Here is a 16,314-nt window from a genome sequence, read left to right on the forward strand (position 1 = left end):
AGCGGTCATCGTTCGGTCAGTCGGCGCAGTTGCTCGACTACATGATCCTGCTGCTCATCAGTCAGCAAGGGGAACAGCGGCAGGCTGATCGCCTCGGCGTAATAGCGCTCGGCCTCGGGGAAATCACCCTCGGCAAACCCCAGATCCCGATAGTAAGGCTGCAAATGCACGGGAATGTAGTGCAGATTCACGCCGATACCGGCTGCGCGCAAACCTTCAAACACCTGACGATGACTGAGGCTGATGCGCTCGGTCTGCAAGCGAATCACATACAAGTGCCAGGCCGACTCCGCCTCTTCCTGCGGGCTCGGCAACGTCACCGGCAAATACGCCAGCAAGCGATCATAGCGCGCCGCCAATTCCCGGCGACGCGCGACAAACTCATCCAGCTTGCGCAATTGCGACAGACCCAGCGCTGCCTGCAGATCGGTGATCCGGTAGTTGAAACCCAGCTCGATCTGCTGGTAATACCACGGTCCGTGGCTGGGCTCGGTCATGTGCTCGGCTTCGCGGGTCATGCCATGGCTGCGCAGGCGTCGCAGACGTTCGGCCAGCACCGGGCGATTGGTCAGGACCATGCCGCCTTCGGCGCTGGTGATGATTTTCACCGGGTGAAAACTGAACACCGTCATTGCCGCAAATTCGCCGCAACCGACCGGGCGGCCGGCGTAGCTCGCGCCCACTGCGTGGGAGGCGTCTTCGATCACGGTGAAATGGTAGCGCTCCGCCAGTTCGGCGATGCGCCGCATATCGCAGCTCTGCCCGGAGAACGCGACGGCGACGAGGACTTTGGGCAACGTGCCGTCGCGCTCGGCCTGTTCCAGCTTCGCAGCGAGAACCACCGCGTCGAGGTTCCAGGTCAGCGGATCGATGTCGACGAAATCAACCTCGGCGCCGCAATAGCGCCCGCAATTGGCCGAAGCCAGAAACGTATTCGGCGAGGTCCACAAGCGATCGCCCGGCCCCAGGTCAGCGGCCAGACAAGCAATGTGCAGCGCCGCCGTGGCATTGCACACCGCCACGCCGAAATCGGCCTGACAGCGCTCGGCCATGGCCTGCTCGAAGTGTTCAATGGTCGGCCCCTGGGTTAGCCAGTCCGATTGCAGGACTTCGACCACCGCGTCGATGTCCGCCTGATCAAGGCTCTGCCGACCGTAAGGGATCATACCGACAGCTTCGCGTGCAGATCGGCGATCTGCCCCACCGAAAGGAAATGCGGGTTGGTGTCCGAGCGATACTCGAAATCCTCGCCCACGACACGGCCACGTTCACCGAGTTTATCGACGGCGAAATCGACGTCGACGCTGGTAAAACGAATCGACGGCTGAATCGTGTAATGGTCTTCAAACTCAAGGGTCATGCGCGCATCGTCCAGCGGCACCATCAGCTCATGCAGCTTCTCGCCGGGACGAATGCCGACGTTCTTGTGCGGCAGATGTTCAGCCATGCCGCGCGCCAGATCGACGATGCGGATCGACGGGATCTTCGGCACGAACACTTCACCGCCGTGCATGCGCGCGAAGCTGTCGAGGACGAACTGCACGCCGTGGTCGAGGGTGATCCAGAACCGCGTCATGCGCTCGTCGGTGATCGGCAATTCTTGCGCGCCGTCAGCAATCAGCTTGCTGAAAAACGGCACTACAGAGCCGCGCGAACCGGCGACGTTGCCGTAGCGCACCACGGCGAAACGGGTCTGCTGCTCGCCGGCAATGTTGTTGGCGGCGACGAACAATTTGTCCGAGAGCAACTTGGTCGCGCCGTACAGATTGATCGGGCTGGCCGCCTTGTCGGTGGACAGCGCGACGACTTTTTTCACGCCGTTATCGATCGCAGCGGCGATGATGTTTTCCGCGCCGTTGACGTTGGTGCGGATGCATTCGGTCGGGTTGTATTCCGCCGCCGGTACCTGTTTGAGCGCGGCGGCATGCACGACGTAATCGATGCCGCGCATCGCCTGACGCAAGCGCTCGGCGTCACGCACGTCGCCGATGAAATAACGCATGCACGGTGCATTGAACGTCTGCTGCATTTCGTATTGCTTGAGCTCGTCGCGGGAGAACACCACCACGCGCTTGGGCTGGTATTGCTCCAGCAAGCGGCGAATGAAGTTGCGACCGAACGAGCCGGTGCCGCCAGAGATGAAAATCGATTGTCCGTTGAACATGTTGTGGTTCCTGTCCGGCCTGCTCAGGCGAGCAATTGCGCCCAATTGATCGAGGCGTTTTCGCCCAGAGTGAAACCTTTACCACTCAAGGCCAGGTTGGCGTTGTACGCCGGATCCTGGGCAAAGGCGTCGGGCCATTTTTCACGCAATGCCGCCAATGCCGCTGGCGCCTGTGGCAGCTCGCCGGTGTGCAGCACCTGCACCAGTGGCGTCCAGACGGTGAGGTAACCGGCCTGACCGGCCTTCAGGCACAGATCGACATCGGCATAGCCGTCAGCGAAGGTCGCTTCGTCGAGGCCGCCAAGGGCATTGAACAGCTCTTTGCCAACCATCAGGCATACCCTGGAGACGGCCGAATAATTCTGCTCGACAACCAGCCGCTGCATGTAGCCCTCGGCCTTGTGTTTCTCGCCGATGAAAGGCGAACCCACGCCTTCGTTCAGACCAAGAATCAGACCGGCATTGGCGACTTTGCCATCGCGATCGACGAGTTTGACGCCGACAATGCCGACTTCAGGACGCTGGGCATGGTTGAGCAGCGAATCGATCCAGTTCGGGTTGACCACTTCGCTGTCCGCGGCCAGCAGCACCAGGTATTCGCCCTGCGCCTGTTCGCTGGCGGCGTTGAACAAGGCGACTTCGCTCAGCGGCTGGTCGGCACGCAACACGTTGACCTTGGCGTGGCGCAGCGTTCCCAGCCAATCGTTGACCGCTGCCGACTGCTTGCCGTTGGCTGCCAGCAGCACTTCGTAGCGGCTGTAACGGGTTTTGAGCAGCACGCCCTCCAGGCAGCGGCGCAGTGCCGGCAAATCATCGATGACCGGCACAATGATCGAAACCAGTGGCTGCTCAGTGTGGCGATAATCGATCTGCCAGGTGCCTGGCGCCGCCGAAGTGATTTTGGCCTTGTAGCCGCGATTGCCCAAGTGACGCAGCAACGCCTGACGCTCGTGGGCGTTTTCTTCCAGAGGCGCCTGCTCGGTGATCAGCAGCGGCTCGTCGAGATGCGCGAGACCGTCGAGTCCGCCCTGTTCGATGATGCGCAGCAACAGATCGAATTCCAGCGCCTTGCTGAAGTCGGCCTGATAACCGCCGGCGTCAAGCAGCACCTGGCGACGGATCAACCAATGCCGCGCCATCAGCGACGGCACGCTTTGCAGCAGATCCAGGTTGAAACCGGGGCGGAATACGTCGACCAGTGCGCCGTTTTCCTTGCGCTGGATCTCATCGGTGGCGACCGCACGCACACTCTCGGCACCCATCAGTTCAAGGCTGGCGCGCAACAGGCCGCTAGCGGTGAACTCATCACCGGCCTGAGCCAACATCAACCAGTCGCTTGGCGACTGCTGAGCGCTCTGGTTGAGTTTGTCGACGAGATTGCCGGGCGTGACACGGACAAAGTGCAGGGTGTTCTGCGCAGTGGTCGCTGCCGGCGCTTCACCAGTGGTGAACACGACAATCCTGAACGCTTTGCAGTGCCCCTCGACCAGGCTGTCGAGCGACACCTGCAACTTGTCGATGTCGTTGTCCAGATCAAGCAGGAAGATACCGAACTGCTGACCACCACCTTCGGCAGCCACGTGTTGGCTGATCGACTCGAGCTGCTCGATGGCAGGCGCACGTGCAGCCAGCCAATTCAACAAACGTCCCGATTGCATCTTGTCGAACGTGACCTGATGATCGTCGACCGTCAGCGCCTCGAGGCGGGCGACCCATTCATGCATGGCTTGCGCCGCCGTCTCGTCACCGAGCACTTGCAGCTGCGCGGCCAGACGCTTGGTAACCACCTGGTTGAACGCATTCAGATCATGCGCCTGCCACAACCGGTCGACCACGCTCTCCGGCGTATCGTTATTGCGCGCCTGGAGCAGATGCGCCTGACGCGTCCATGTGCCTTCCAGCCCCTCCAACTGGAGGCGACCCGCCGGCAGGGTGTGCATCATGAATTCAAACTGTTCCAGAAGATCGAAAAACGCCTGGTTGTAGAACGGCATCTCAACGTACTGCAGTGGGCCGAAGCGCCGATCAGGCCGCCGCAATTGCTGATTCCAGGTCGACTCGAAAATCAACTCGGCAGTCAGCGCCCGGCGGACCGCCAGGCTCTCGGCCATCGCCGCAAAGCTCTCCAGAACAAATGCCTTGGCCTGCCCTGCATCGAGGTTCTGGATACCGGTCGGCAGCGAGACGAGGAATTCGGCAAACGCCTCTCGTTCGGCGACCGACTTGCCATCAACATAGGTCAGCGAGTGATACACGTCGGTATTGTGTTCGGAAACGCCGTAGTTGATCTCGCGTACCACATAGGGAATCGGCAGGATCCGTGCCTTGGCGCTCGCCAGCAGGAAATACACGTGCCCGATTTCCTGCCATTGGAAATTGGTCCCCGGCGGCAATGACGAGTGCCAGATTTTCATCAGGTCGGTACGGGTCACCGCGTAGAACGGCGGGATGTACTGACTCATGTAGTCAATGACGCGATCCTGCGCCCGCTCGGACGAATAGTCTTCCTGAACCTTCTTGTCGCGGCGGTAGTAGTTCACGCCATCGGCCTTCGCCAAGTACATCAGGCAATAGCCGTGGCACATGCCATAGTCACGATTGGCCTGAAGAAAGCCGACAGACTCGCAGAGCGAATCGAACACGATGAAATCGTCATCCGCCGCCAGCACCATGTATGGCGTGCTCAGTTGCTCGACGCCATAGGCCAGTTTGGCCTGCATCCCCCAGTAGGCAAATTGCGGTACATGATGATAATCGACGGCGGAGAAATCGCCTTCCGGACGTTCCGGCGTGGAATCCAGCACCATGATTCGGCAGGGCAAGCTGCTGTAATACTTCACCGCACGGCGCAGGAACGCCGGCCGATTGTGAGTAATCAGCACCACCGTCAACAACTCGTTGAGCGGTAGCGTCAGTTCAGAACTGTACTTGCCTTGCATAACTTCTCTCCACAACCGGCGACTCGCCGAAACAACGCTGGGTAATGTTGCGAATTAACGAACGCGGCGCAGATAACCGTCCGGCGCCACGGTGATCAGCAGTTTGTTCTGCATCTGCCGATCGATCTCGAAATCCTTGTTCTCTTCCAGGTATTTCCACACGGCGGTTTTCGGGTTATCGCCATGACCCCACGGGCGATCCGGAAAAAAGTCCGCCGGCATGTCTTCAACCACGGTGTCCATCACCACGCAGTAGCTGCCCACCGAAACCAGCGGCGCGTACAAGCGCAGCTCCTCGAGTACGTGATCGTGGGTATGGTTGGAATCGAGGACCAGAATCACTTTCTTGCCCTCGGCAATCGCGCGGACTTTCTGCGCGGTCGCCTCATCGATACTCGAACCTTCGATCATCTGGATGCGCTTGGCCATCGGGTGGCTTTCGATGGCCTCACGGTTGTGCGGGCGAATGTCGAGGTCGATGCCCAGCACTTCGCCGTGGCCCTGCAGCTCCAACAGCGAGGCGTAATAGATGATCGAACCGCCGTGAGCGATGCCGCATTCGATCACCAGGTCCGGTTTGACCTGCCAGATGATCTCTTGCATGGCCATCATGTCTTGCGGCAACTGGATGATCGGACGGCCCATCCACGAGAAGTGGTAGCTGTATTTATGGCGGGCCGATTCGTTGAAGAAATCCCGGGCCAGTGCTACCACTTTCTGGTCATCACCCTGGCGCGCGATCTCTTGTTGGCATTCGGCTTCGAAGGCTTTGTGGATGTTGTTTTCGGTCATCTTAATAATCTCAAGGGTCACTGAAACGAAGCGCTGTCGACGGCGTGATAGACATAGCGTGCGCCAGTCATCCGCTTGATTTCTTCGAGGTAGTTGGAATTCATCACAAACAGGTGGGCGCCTGCAGGCAGCGCATCCATGGCCTCTTGCGGCGAGGACACCCGCACGCCACTGAGGGGCAGGTAACGGCCCTGCTTGGCCGGGTTGATGTCGACGACGCGATCTACCGCCACACCGGCGCGCTGCAAGGCCAATGAATAAATCACGCCCTTGGACGAAGCGCCCCAAATGGCCGAGCCCTGTGCGGGCGCGGATTGAATGATCTGCACCGCGCGATCAAGACTGGCGGTGAAGGTGGTCGACAGCGTCAGCAACGACGGCGTCTCGACCGGCGCCCGTTGCAGCGTCGAGAGATCGGCAACGATGTACAGATATTGGCCACCGAACAGATGCCCGGCCTCGAGCACGGTGCCGAACATTGCGCCCAAGTCGGCGAGACGGAAGTAATTGACGTGCTCATAGAACACGTCGAACCAGGCATTGTGCTCGACGATCCAGTCAAAGCACGGCACTTCGATATAAATCTGCCCGCCCTGATTGGCTGCAGCCATTTGCGCGAGAAATGCCAACGGATCGCTGATGTGTTCCAGCACATGACGCAACACAATCGCATCCGCCGCCAACCCCAGCTCGCGGGTGAACGGTGCCTTGATCACGTCAGGATTGCCACCTTCATACGAAGGGTCGATCCCGGTAATGGCGTAACCTTTGCCCCGCAGCATCTCAAGGAAATAACCCTTGCCGCAGCCGACCTCAATCAGGGTCTGGCCCTTGAAGTGCCGGGCGAGGATCGCTTCGACGGCATTGAGGTGCGCCTGAAACTGCACCGAGTGCGCCTGTTCGTTCTGATAGTCGGCGTCATAGCTCAGCTTGTCGGCATCGAAGGCCTGGTTGAAGATCAATCCGCTGTGGCTGTCCTGTACCAGAACAATGTCTGCCGCCCCTGAGGCCCGCGCCTCTTCGGCGCTGGCAAACGTGCGGTTCTGCAATACAGGCAGTCCGGTCGCGCGATAAAGCTCATGCAGCATGTTCTTGCCCCTTCAGTTGCGAGATTCGCTGAGCATCACCCCAGAACGCCATGGGCTCATGGGCGGAATAACCGTAATGGCCCAGATTCAACTTGATCGTCGACTGGCGTTCGCGGACACGCTGTTCAACCAGCGCGCGTACGGAAATCGGCTGGCCGCTGCAGCAGTTGGTGACGCCGTCGACATCAGGCCGGCCGATCAGCGAAGCCAATTGCGTGGCCGCCTCGGTAATCTGCAGATAATCACGCAGCTGGTCGCCCATCGACATATTGAACTGCGCCTCACCACCATCGATGGCGCGGTCGAGGCTGGCCAGCAGGCTGTTGCTGTTCTGCCCTTCGCCATAAAGGTAAAACAACCGCGCCCATTGCAGGGTGAACGACTGCTCGCGCTGCAATGCTTCAAGGAACAGGCGCAAGGTGTGCTTGGCCAGACCGTAAGGCGTGCAAGGCTGGGGCAAGACCGACTCGGCCAACCGGCCGCTTTGCAAGCCGTATTCAAAGCAAGTCCCGGTGATCAGCACATGGCTCACCCCTGCCACGACCGCACGCTTGAGAAACGCGTAATCCGCCGGCAGGTTGCGTTCAAAATGAAACAGCGCCTGATAGTTAGGCAAGCCGCTCCAGGCCAGATGCGCGACGACATCCATGCCATCAACCAAGCGCTCGACATCAAGGTCTGGCGCATGCAGATCGGCGGCGACAAATTCCACCTGCGCGAACCACGGCAAACTGCGAGCCGAGTCGAGGGTGCGCGCAACCGCACGCACTTTGAAGCCTTTGGAAAGCAAAGCGCTGACCAAGTGGCGACCGACGAAGCCGGTGGCGCCAGTGACCAGCACAGTGGAGGTGGTCGCCGTCAAAGCTCGACTCCCTGAAACTGTTTGTCGAGCAGCGGATGCCTGGAATCCTTGGCTGACAAATTCTTGACGGGCAGCGGCCATGAGATCGCCAGTGCCGGATCAAGGGCCGACAAACCCGCTTCATGCTCCGGTGCGTAATCGGCATCGGTGAGGTACAGCACTTCCGATTCATCGGTCAGTGACTGGAAGCCGTGGGCAAAACCGGCAGGAATCAAAAAACTGAGGCCATCATCGGCGCGCAGTTCTTGCGCATGCCACTGCAAATACGTTGGCGATTGCGGCCGCAGGTCGACCGCCACATCCCAGACCGCGCCGCGCACACAAGTGATCAGCTTGGATTCGGCATAGCCGGCTTTCTGAAAATGCAGACCGCGTACGCTACCTTGGCCGACCGTGCGCGAATGATTGATCTGGCGGATCGCAAAAGGACGCCCCTGGACGGTCAGACGACTCTGGCAGAACAGCCGGGCGAACCGCCCGCGCTCATCGCAGAAGACTTTCTGCTGAATGAGGTACAGGCCCTCCAATGGCGTTTTCTGCAGGGTGTAATCGCTCATGAACGCTCTCTGTACAAATTCAATTGGTTCAAGGTAACCGCGCGCATGTCATCGCCGTGTTGCCACGCCAGATGCCAGCCAAGGGTGTGCTTCAGGCATTGTTCCAGCGTCCAGCGCGGCTTCCATCCAAGCACCTGCCGCGCGCGGCTGCTGTCCAGACGCAGCAGACCGGCTTCGTGCAGCTCACTCGGTTCGATGCGCAGACCGCGGGCCCGCGGCCAACGGTTGGCGAGCAGTTCGACCACTTCACCGACGCTGCACATGTCGGCCTCCCCGGGACCGAAGTTCCACGCACCGGCGTATTCCGGGCCGTACTCGTAGAGCGCAGCAGCCAATTGCAGATAACCGGCCAGCGGCTCCAGCGCGTGCTGCCACGGGCGCACCGCTTGCGGGTAACGCAGGGTCACTGGCTCGTCGGCGGTCCAGGCTTTCAGTACGTCGGGGATCAGTCGCTCCGGCGCAAAATCACCACCGCCCAGTACATTGCCAGCGCGTGCGGTCGCCAGGGCCAGACCGTGTTCGGCATGTTTGTCCGCCGGGAAGAACGACGCTGCATAGGACTGCGCGAGCAATTCGCAGCAGGCCTTGCTGCTGCTGTAAGGATCGTGTCCACCAAGGGCTTCGTCTTCGCGGTACGGCCACAGCCATTCCTTGTTGGCGTAGACCTTGTCGGTGGTGACCAGCACACAGGCGCGCACGCCGCCGACCTGACGAATTGCTTCAAGCAGGTTCAGCGTACCCATGACATTGCTGGAATAGGTGCCGAGCGGATCGCGATAGCCCTCGCGCACCAATGGCTGGGCGGCCAGATGCAGGACGATTTCAGGCTCGGTCTCGGCAATGATTTCCAGCAAAGCGCCGAGGTCACGCAGATCGCCGCGCTGGTCGTTGATGCCTTCGTGCACGCGCGCCAGTTCGAACAGGCTCGGTTCGGTCGATGGGTCCAGGGAAAAACCGCTGACTTGCGCACCAAGGCTTTGCAGCCACAGGGTCAGCCAACTGCCTTTGAAACCGGTATGTCCGGTGACGAGAACGCGCTTGCCACGCCAGAACTCCGCACTCAGGCCCATTGCTTCCATGGGGCCTCCCCGCTCTGCCACAGGGCTTCGAGATGGTTCTTGTCACGCAGGGTGTCCATCGGCTGCCAAAAGCCGGAATGTTCGTAGGCATGCAGCTGTTCCAACTCAGCCAGTTGCATCAACGGCTCGGCTTCCCAGCTGGTCGCATCGCCGGCGATGTAAGGCAGCACCTGCGGTGACAGGACGAAAAAACCGCCATTGATCCAGCCGCCGTCACCTCGCGGCTTCTCGGTGAAGCCCATGACTTGGTGGCCTGTGCGTTGTAACGCACCGTAACGGCCTGGAGGCTGCACGGCCGTAACGGTCGCGAGCTTGCCGTGCGCTTCATGAAAACGGATCAGAGCGCCGATATCGATATCCGAGACGCCGTCGCCGTAGGTAAAACAAAAGGCTTTCTCGTCCTTGAGATAAGGCGCAGTGCGCAAGAGCCGGCCACCGGTCATGGTTTCTTCGCCGGTGTCGACCAGCGTGACGCTCCACGGCTCGCTGTAATTCTGGTGCACCTCCATGCGGTTCTCGCGCATGTTGAAGGTGACGTCGGAGGTGTGCAGGAAATAGTTGGCGAAGAAGTCCTTGATCGCATAGCCCTTGTAGCCCAGGCAGATGACGAAGTCGTGGATTCCATGGGCGGAATACTGCTTCATGATGTGCCAGAGAATTGGCTTGCCGCCGATCTCGATCATCGGCTTGGGCTTGAGGTGCGACTCTTCACTGATCCGCGTGCCGAGGCCACCCGCCAAAATTACTGCCTTCATCGTCTCCCCTCTTGTTCTTCACCGGGCTGCGCATGGCTTTGTTGAGCGTTGCGGGCCTTGCGGCGACACCTTTTGCCGTTCCGGGCGCAAGTGCAATGACCGCAAGCGCTCGTTTTATGGCGATTTGAGGGGGACTTGCAGGAAACGCGCCAGCTCAGAGTCGAGGCGGTGGGGAACGGGCTGAGGATTTTGATTGGGGGCCTATCCGTTATTGCGGGTGCTGCCGCTGGCGGTTTCACTCTTACAGCAACAGCAACACCCGCAGAAACGGATATTCACCCAACCCCCGAGAGCCTGGTCAGCCCAAGGGCCGCCAAGGCCAAAAACAAAAAAGGGATGAATCCAAAGACCCATCCCTTACTTCAACGATGCGCAAAAACTACCCTAACAGCGCAAACCCGTCAGCACCCACCGGCAGCTCATACATCTGACCATCGGCCGTCTGAACATGCTCGATGGTCGCAAACCCCGCATACCAGTCCACCAGCCGCACACCGTTGTCCGGCACGCCACTGCTACCATCATTGGCACTGTGCAGATAAACGTCATCGCCAACACGGGTCACGCTCAACTGACTGGCGTCAGCGATCGTGTTCAGAATCAGCGTGTCGTTGGCATCCAGCCCTTCATCCTTGATGGTCACCAAGGCCGACGTGTCCACCACATAGGTATCATCGCCCTGCTCGCCAAACCCGCTGCCGCCCAGGCCCGACGGGCCGGCGCCGCTGAAGATCAACACGTCGTTGCCCTGCCCACCATGGGCCACGCCTCGCCCGAGGGTAATGTTGTCATTGCCTTCATCGCCACTGACCCAGGTAAACAGACCATCGCGCGCAGCTATGATGACGTCATCGCCCGAGCCACCGAACAAGGTGTCGGACTGCCCGGCTGCATCGAGACCGGACGCCAGACCGCCGTAGATGTGATCGTTGCCATCGCCACCCTGAATCTGGTCGTCACCACCACCGCCTTCAAGGACGTTGTCGCCCCACTCACCTTCCAGAACATCATTGAACTGGCTGCCGCGCAGGCCTTCGATATCGATGTAGACGTCATGAAAGGCGATACCGCTCTGCGCGCCCCATTTCAGCGAGGCGCTCAAGCCTTCAGCGCTGTCGTCATAGCTGACGATGTCGAGGCCCGCACCACCTTCAAAGTTATCGGCCCCCGCCCCGCCCAGCAGCACATCGTTCCCGGCACCGGAAACGATCGTGTTGTCCCCGTCATTGCCGTAACCGGTGAAATCGCTGCTGCCGGTATAGGTCAACCGCTCAACGAACGCACTCAGCCTCAACTCGGACAGGCTGGTGTACACATGATCGGTACCACCCATGAAGCTGTCGTCTTCTTCGACAGTCACGCCGGTGCTGTTGATCGTATAAACGTCATCACCAATACCACCAGCCACCTTCACACCACTGGCGTTGACTACAAAACGATCGGCGCCGGAGGAACCGATAACCTCTTCCACATTGAGCAGCGTGTCACCTGCAAGGTTGCTGCCATTGCCGATCACGACATTGGCCACGTCGAAGGCGTAGCGGTAACTCACAGTGTCGTAGCCGTGCGCACCATCGATGCTCATCGAGTCATTATGACGATAAATCACATCATCGAAGCCCGAGCCCTGAAGCGCTTCGATACCGGTAAAAATATCGCCATAAGCGATGGTCAGGCCGTCGTGGTTGGTGAAGTCTTCGACTCGTACCCCTTCGAGGCTGTCGCTGTAGCTGACGGTGTCGTAACCGTCTCCTCCGACGAAATGATCTGCACCATCACCACCCCACAGCCAGTCATTACCGGCACCAGCGATGATCTCGTTGTCGGTGTCACTGCCGTAAGCCTTGAAATCACCGGTACCCGTGAAGGTCAGTTTCTCGACGAAGCCGGCCAACTTGATGCTGTTGAGGCTGGTGCGCAGTTCGTCGTAGCCGCCCCAGTCTTCCTCGATGATGGTCACGTCTTCAGCGCTGACGATGTAGACATCGTCACCGCTGCTGCCTTCCAGCGTCACGCCGGCTACCGAACTGGTGAACGTATCGTTGGAAAACGTCCCGACGATCTTCTCAACGGACACCAGCGTATCGAGCTTGCCGTCGGGGCCGGCGACGGTACTTGTACCGTCGGCCAGTTCGACGTTGATTCCAGAGGTTATTGCGTAGTAATTCGCGGTGTCGAAGCCGTCCCCGCCATCAAGCTCATCCGATCCTGTACTTGCCAGCAGGACATCATCCGCCTCCAGTCCATAGAGTTGGTCATTGCTGTCGGTGCCCAGCAGGACATCCGCTTCACTCGTTCCATTCACAATTGTCATTACATCTTCCTTGCGTGGTTGTTGAAACCGGATCTGTCAGTGCGGGCGTTGCCTGTCCGGAGCGCATTCCCTCGCTGATCGACTCAAACAAATCAATGAACCTGTGAAAAAGGCGACCCGAGAGATCGCCTTTCAATGAAGCCTTGCGGGCAATTCAATCCGCCAGCCAGCCATACTCCCAATGGCGCAAGTTATCGCCGCGCAGAACATAGTCTCGCAGCACCACCTCACGCAGTTCATCGCCCATGCGATAACTGGCATCCGGGTCAGCCAGATGCATGCGGATCGCTTGCAGCCACTCATCGGTCGTGTTGGTCTTGACCCGCGTGCACGGCAAGTAGCCGCGATAGGCCTCGGTATCGGTACAGACCACCGGAAAACCGCAGGCGCCATACTCGAGCAGCCGCAGATTGCTCTTGCAGTCGTTGAAGATGTGGAACTCCAGCGGTGCCAGCGCCAGATCGAGGTTCAGGCTGGCCAGTTTTGCCGGATAGACATCCAGCGGGATCACTCCGTGAAACTCATGCATGTACGGCAGCAAATCATCCGGGCACATGCCGAAGAAAACCCAGTCGACTTCGTTGGCCAGTTCGCGCACCACGTCGGCGATCACTGCCAGATCGCCATGGTGACTGGTGCCGCCCCCCCAGCCGACCCGGGGCTTTTTCGAGGTGCGACGCTGGCTGCGCAGGTGTCCCCACAAATCCTGAGCCAACATGTTCGGCACCACGCGTATGTCGTGGTGCATGTCCGACAGCGCGTTGGCCAGTGGCGCGGTTGAAACGACCACGCGATCGCACAGGCCGATCGCTCGGCGCACCATACGCTCCATGTCCGACTTGCCCGGCATGTTACGGATATGTGCATTGCGATGGGGAACGTCGATGACATAGTCGTCGAGTTCGAAAATCCGTCGGGCATTGAAGAACTTCTTCAGCGGCGGAATTTCATCAATGGCATGCTCCGAATAGCGCCCTTGCAGGACGATCACATCGGGGGACTGACGCTCGATATCGATGATCGACGGTAAGCCGTAGCAGACCCGTCCCTCCACCCGGTTGGCCGCTTCCAGCTCGATCATTGGCTGACTCATGCGGTAGTGACCGATGGCAGAAGCATTGATCGGAACCGCGAGCACGTTCGGCAGTTGCGCCTTGGAGAACGCGCTCCAGCCAGTACGCAGGCCCGGTTCAAGGCTGAAGTTGCTGGCGCCAACGCCCTGCAACGTCAGGTTGACGTTATAGGCCGGGTCGCGCGCAACCAGTGGCAGCCAGCGTTGATAGAAGGTGTCCTTCTCCTCGGCGTGCTGCGCTTGCTCTTGCTCCGTCGCCGCGATAACTGGCTGCGTACCCACCGCCAGCACGGCGTGCGGGTTCATCACCACCAGGTAACCGTCGCGGCCAATGCGCAGGCACAGATCCACGACACTGAGCGTTTGCTTGAAATCCTGCTCATCAAGACCGCCGGCCGCTTCGAATACCGATTTGCGAATCATCAGGCAGTCGCCACCGACCGCGCTCAGATCATGCACAGCTTGCAGTCGGTGCATATACCCGTCCGACTGCATCGGCTGGCCGTAGAACGGCAGTCCCGCCGGCCCATTCAGCCCCAGGATGAGACCGGCGTGCAGCACGCCACCGTCCGGGTTGAACAGCTTGGCGCCAACCACCCCGACTTCAGGACGTTGCGCGTGATTGAGCAGTTCGTCGAGCCAGTCGGCCTGAGTAATCACCGCAAAGGCATTGAGCATCAGCATGTACTCACCGCGCGCCTGGCGCGCGGCGAAGTTGTGCACAGCAGCGGCATTGTCCTTTTGCGCATACCGCAGCACGCGAATCCGGTCGCTGCCCAGCTGCGCCATGCCGTCCAGCCACGCCCGCGCTTCGGCGCTTTCGCTGCCGTTATCGACCAGGAGCAATTCGTACTCGGTGTAGGCGGTTTTCTCCAGCAGCGTTTCGACACAGCGCTGCAAGGCGGCAGTCTGGTCCTGAGTGACGATGATTACCGACACCAGAGGGCGCTGCGCGTGACGGTAGTCGACACGATTGAGCAGTCCGTTCTGGCGGATTTCATGAGCAATGCCGAGGCGCTGCAGATGCGCCTCGAGAATTCGCCGACTTTGCTCTACCACGCCAGGCTCGGTGAGCCATTGCGACAGGTCGAATTTCGACTCCAGCAATACCTCGGCGATATGTCCGACAACCTGCAGGCCATCGCTTTCGACCATCCGCCAGAGCATGTCGTGTGGCGCCAGTTCGGCGAACGTTGGCGCAAATCCACCGAGCGCAAGGAAGCGTTCGCGCTGGAATGCCAGCGCTCGGCCGACGTACGGATAACTGCGCATGAGGTCGAGGTTGAAGTCCGGTTTGAACGCCGGTTCCGCCGATTCGCCGGCGCGCACGCTGCCTTCATCACTGTACAGACACGTAAGCGACCGCGAATGCGCGATGCGATCGGCCATCACCAGCAATGCCGGTGCCACCGGGCGATCTCCCGGTTGCAGCAGATAGAACCAGTCGGCGCCTTCGAGTTGCGGCAACAGCGTATTGATCTGCTCCAGACCGTCATCCTGCAACGGCATGTGGAACACGCGATCCTGCAACACTGCTTCGGTACAGGCTACGGACAGTACCAGCACCAGCTCCGGTGGATAGTCCTGTGCAGCGAGCGCTTGCAGGGTGCGCTCGAGACCGTCGCGGCTACCCTGCGCATCGATGACGATCGGCACGATCCTCGGCTGCTGCGGCCAGCCAGCAAGCGTTTCCGGCAACCATTGGCGCTGCGCCTCGGTCAGCACCCGACACGCCAGCCACTGCGCATAGAGCTCGCCGAAACTGAAGCTATCGACACCCACACCCAGTTCCTGGCGGCTTTGCTTGGTACCAAGGGTACGGCTCAGCGGCAGTTCTTCCCAAACGCGAGGCGACTCGTCGGCGCTCGTCAGTCGCACGTAGCGAACCCAGCCCTTTGCGGGCGCCGACTCGCCGCTGCGCACTTTGAGCATTTGCGAAAGCCACTCGCGCTCAACCTCGGCAGCATCCTTCATCGGTTGCTGCGCGCTCAGGCGCTCAGGGTAAAGTCGCTCGGCGCTCAGGACATTGTTCGACGTCACCATGTTGCCGCGCCGCAACAAACACACGTACAAGGCAAAATCCAGGGTCGCGACGAAGCATGCACCTGCTTCAGTCAGAGCGGGCAACAGTTCGGCGACATCGGCACGCCGGAACAACGCACTGCTGAAGCCGCCGAGGACGTTGACCGGGAATTTTTCGAAAATGCTCAGCACATCGTCGCCTTTGAGCAAGGCGCTCACGGGTGATAGCGAGCTGTTTTCCAAACGGGCCGGCAGAATGATGTCGTTGGCGTCCCACAGCAGCCGCTGAGCGATCACCAGACTGACTTCTTCGCGCTGTAACTCATGGGCTTGCTGTTCGATACAGGCCGAATACAGCAGGTCATCGTCACACAGGAACTTGATGAACTCGCCGCGCGCCTGTTCGAGGCAGGCTTTCAGGTTGCCCACCAGCCCCAGCGTCTGTGGATTGCGAACGTAGCGCACCTGGGCCCCGGTTTGCTCCATGACCAGGCTGACGATGTCCTTGATCTCGTCCCCACGACTGTCATCGCACACGACGATGTCGAGATTGCTGTAAGTCTGGCTGACGGCACTGTTCAGCGTGCGCTCGAAAAAGCGCGGATTGAACGCAGGGATGGCAATGCTGACGAGAGGAAGTGAATTCACGGCGGGCTCACAGGCGGTACGA

Annotated in this window: 11 protein-coding genes; all 11 read right to left on the reverse strand. The window is 59.9% G+C overall.

Annotated features, from left to right (window positions below; all coding sequences use genetic code 11):
- Nucleotides 1-5: 5 nt before the first annotated feature.
- A complete protein-coding gene (gene pseC / locus AB4N47_RS15685; protein WP_341638776.1) occupies nucleotides 6-1,166 on the reverse strand; it encodes a UDP-4-amino-4,6-dideoxy-N-acetyl-beta-L-altrosamine transaminase in 1,161 nt (386 codons plus the stop codon).
- The gene (gene pseB / locus AB4N47_RS15690; protein ID WP_341638775.1) at nucleotides 1,163-2,164 is read right to left on the reverse strand and encodes a UDP-N-acetylglucosamine 4,6-dehydratase (inverting); all 1,002 of its coding nucleotides are present in this window, start codon (nucleotides 2,162-2,164) and stop codon (nucleotides 1,163-1,165) included. Before pseB ends, pseC begins: the two co-directional genes overlap by 4 nt.
- 23 nt (nucleotides 2,165-2,187) lie before the next feature.
- Nucleotides 2,188-5,103, reverse strand: a complete 2,916-nt coding sequence (locus AB4N47_RS15695; protein ID WP_341638774.1) for a glycosyltransferase family 2 protein — start codon at nucleotides 5,101-5,103, stop codon at nucleotides 2,188-2,190.
- A gap of 54 nt (nucleotides 5,104-5,157) precedes the next feature.
- Nucleotides 5,158-5,895 carry a cephalosporin hydroxylase family protein gene (locus AB4N47_RS15700; protein ID WP_039761138.1) on the reverse strand — a complete coding sequence of 246 codons (738 nt, stop codon included), beginning with the start codon at nucleotides 5,893-5,895 and terminating at the stop codon, nucleotides 5,158-5,160.
- A 17-nt stretch (nucleotides 5,896-5,912) separates the two neighbouring features.
- Nucleotides 5,913-6,983 carry a class I SAM-dependent methyltransferase gene (locus AB4N47_RS15705; protein ID WP_341638773.1) on the reverse strand — a complete coding sequence of 357 codons (1,071 nt, stop codon included), beginning with the start codon at nucleotides 6,981-6,983 and terminating at the stop codon, nucleotides 5,913-5,915.
- The gene (locus AB4N47_RS15710) at nucleotides 6,973-7,845 is read right to left on the reverse strand and encodes an NAD-dependent epimerase/dehydratase family protein (protein ID WP_341638772.1); all 873 of its coding nucleotides are present in this window, start codon (nucleotides 7,843-7,845) and stop codon (nucleotides 6,973-6,975) included. The genes AB4N47_RS15705 and AB4N47_RS15710 overlap by 11 nt, the downstream gene beginning before the upstream one ends.
- Nucleotides 7,842-8,402, reverse strand: a complete 561-nt coding sequence (gene rfbC, locus AB4N47_RS15715; protein ID WP_125917829.1) for a dTDP-4-dehydrorhamnose 3,5-epimerase — start codon at nucleotides 8,400-8,402, stop codon at nucleotides 7,842-7,844. The genes AB4N47_RS15710 and rfbC overlap by 4 nt, the downstream gene beginning before the upstream one ends.
- Nucleotides 8,399-9,481: a CDP-glucose 4,6-dehydratase gene (gene rfbG / locus AB4N47_RS15720; protein WP_341638771.1), complete on the reverse strand. Its 1,083-nt coding sequence runs from the start codon at nucleotides 9,479-9,481 to the stop codon at nucleotides 8,399-8,401. Before rfbG ends, rfbC begins: the two co-directional genes overlap by 4 nt.
- Nucleotides 9,463-10,236, reverse strand: coding sequence for a glucose-1-phosphate cytidylyltransferase (gene rfbF, locus AB4N47_RS15725; protein WP_039761130.1), 774 nt, complete (start codon nucleotides 10,234-10,236; stop codon nucleotides 9,463-9,465). The genes rfbG and rfbF overlap by 19 nt, the downstream gene beginning before the upstream one ends.
- Before the next feature lie 379 nt (nucleotides 10,237-10,615).
- On the reverse strand, nucleotides 10,616-12,550 hold the full coding sequence (locus tag AB4N47_RS15730) for a calcium-binding protein (RefSeq protein WP_341638770.1): 1,935 nt from the start codon (nucleotides 12,548-12,550) through the stop codon (nucleotides 10,616-10,618).
- Nucleotides 12,551-12,704: 154 nt separating this feature from the next.
- Nucleotides 12,705-16,292, reverse strand: a complete 3,588-nt coding sequence (locus AB4N47_RS15735) for a glycosyltransferase (RefSeq protein WP_460154270.1) — start codon at nucleotides 16,290-16,292, stop codon at nucleotides 12,705-12,707.
- Nucleotides 16,293-16,314 lie beyond the last annotated feature (22 nt).

Source organism: Pseudomonas sp. S3_G06 (genome assembly GCF_054667565.1).

What these genes read in the sequence shown, in the direction of transcription:
- AB4N47_RS15695 (WP_341638774.1), bottom strand. Translation starts at nt 5,103, where the DNA reads ATGCAAGGCAAGTACAGTTCTGAACTGACGCTACCGCTCAACGAGTTG.
- rfbG (WP_341638771.1), bottom strand. Translation starts at nt 9,481, where the DNA reads ATGGAAGCAATGGGCCTGAGTGCGGAGTTCTGGCGTGGCAAGCGCGTT.
- rfbF (WP_039761130.1), bottom strand. Translation starts at nt 10,236, where the DNA reads ATGAAGGCAGTAATTTTGGCGGGTGGCCTCGGCACGCGGATCAGTGAA.
- pseC (WP_341638776.1), bottom strand. Translation starts at nt 1,166, where the DNA reads ATGATCCCTTACGGTCGGCAGAGCCTTGATCAGGCGGACATCGACGCG.
- AB4N47_RS15730 (WP_341638770.1), bottom strand. Translation starts at nt 12,550, where the DNA reads ATGACAATTGTGAATGGAACGAGTGAAGCGGATGTCCTGCTGGGCACC.
- rfbC (WP_125917829.1), bottom strand. Translation starts at nt 8,402, where the DNA reads ATGAGCGATTACACCCTGCAGAAAACGCCATTGGAGGGCCTGTACCTC.
- pseB (WP_341638775.1), bottom strand. Translation starts at nt 2,164, where the DNA reads ATGTTCAACGGACAATCGATTTTCATCTCTGGCGGCACCGGCTCGTTC.
- AB4N47_RS15700 (WP_039761138.1), bottom strand. Translation starts at nt 5,895, where the DNA reads ATGACCGAAAACAACATCCACAAAGCCTTCGAAGCCGAATGCCAACAA.
- AB4N47_RS15705 (WP_341638773.1), bottom strand. Translation starts at nt 6,983, where the DNA reads ATGCTGCATGAGCTTTATCGCGCGACCGGACTGCCTGTATTGCAGAAC.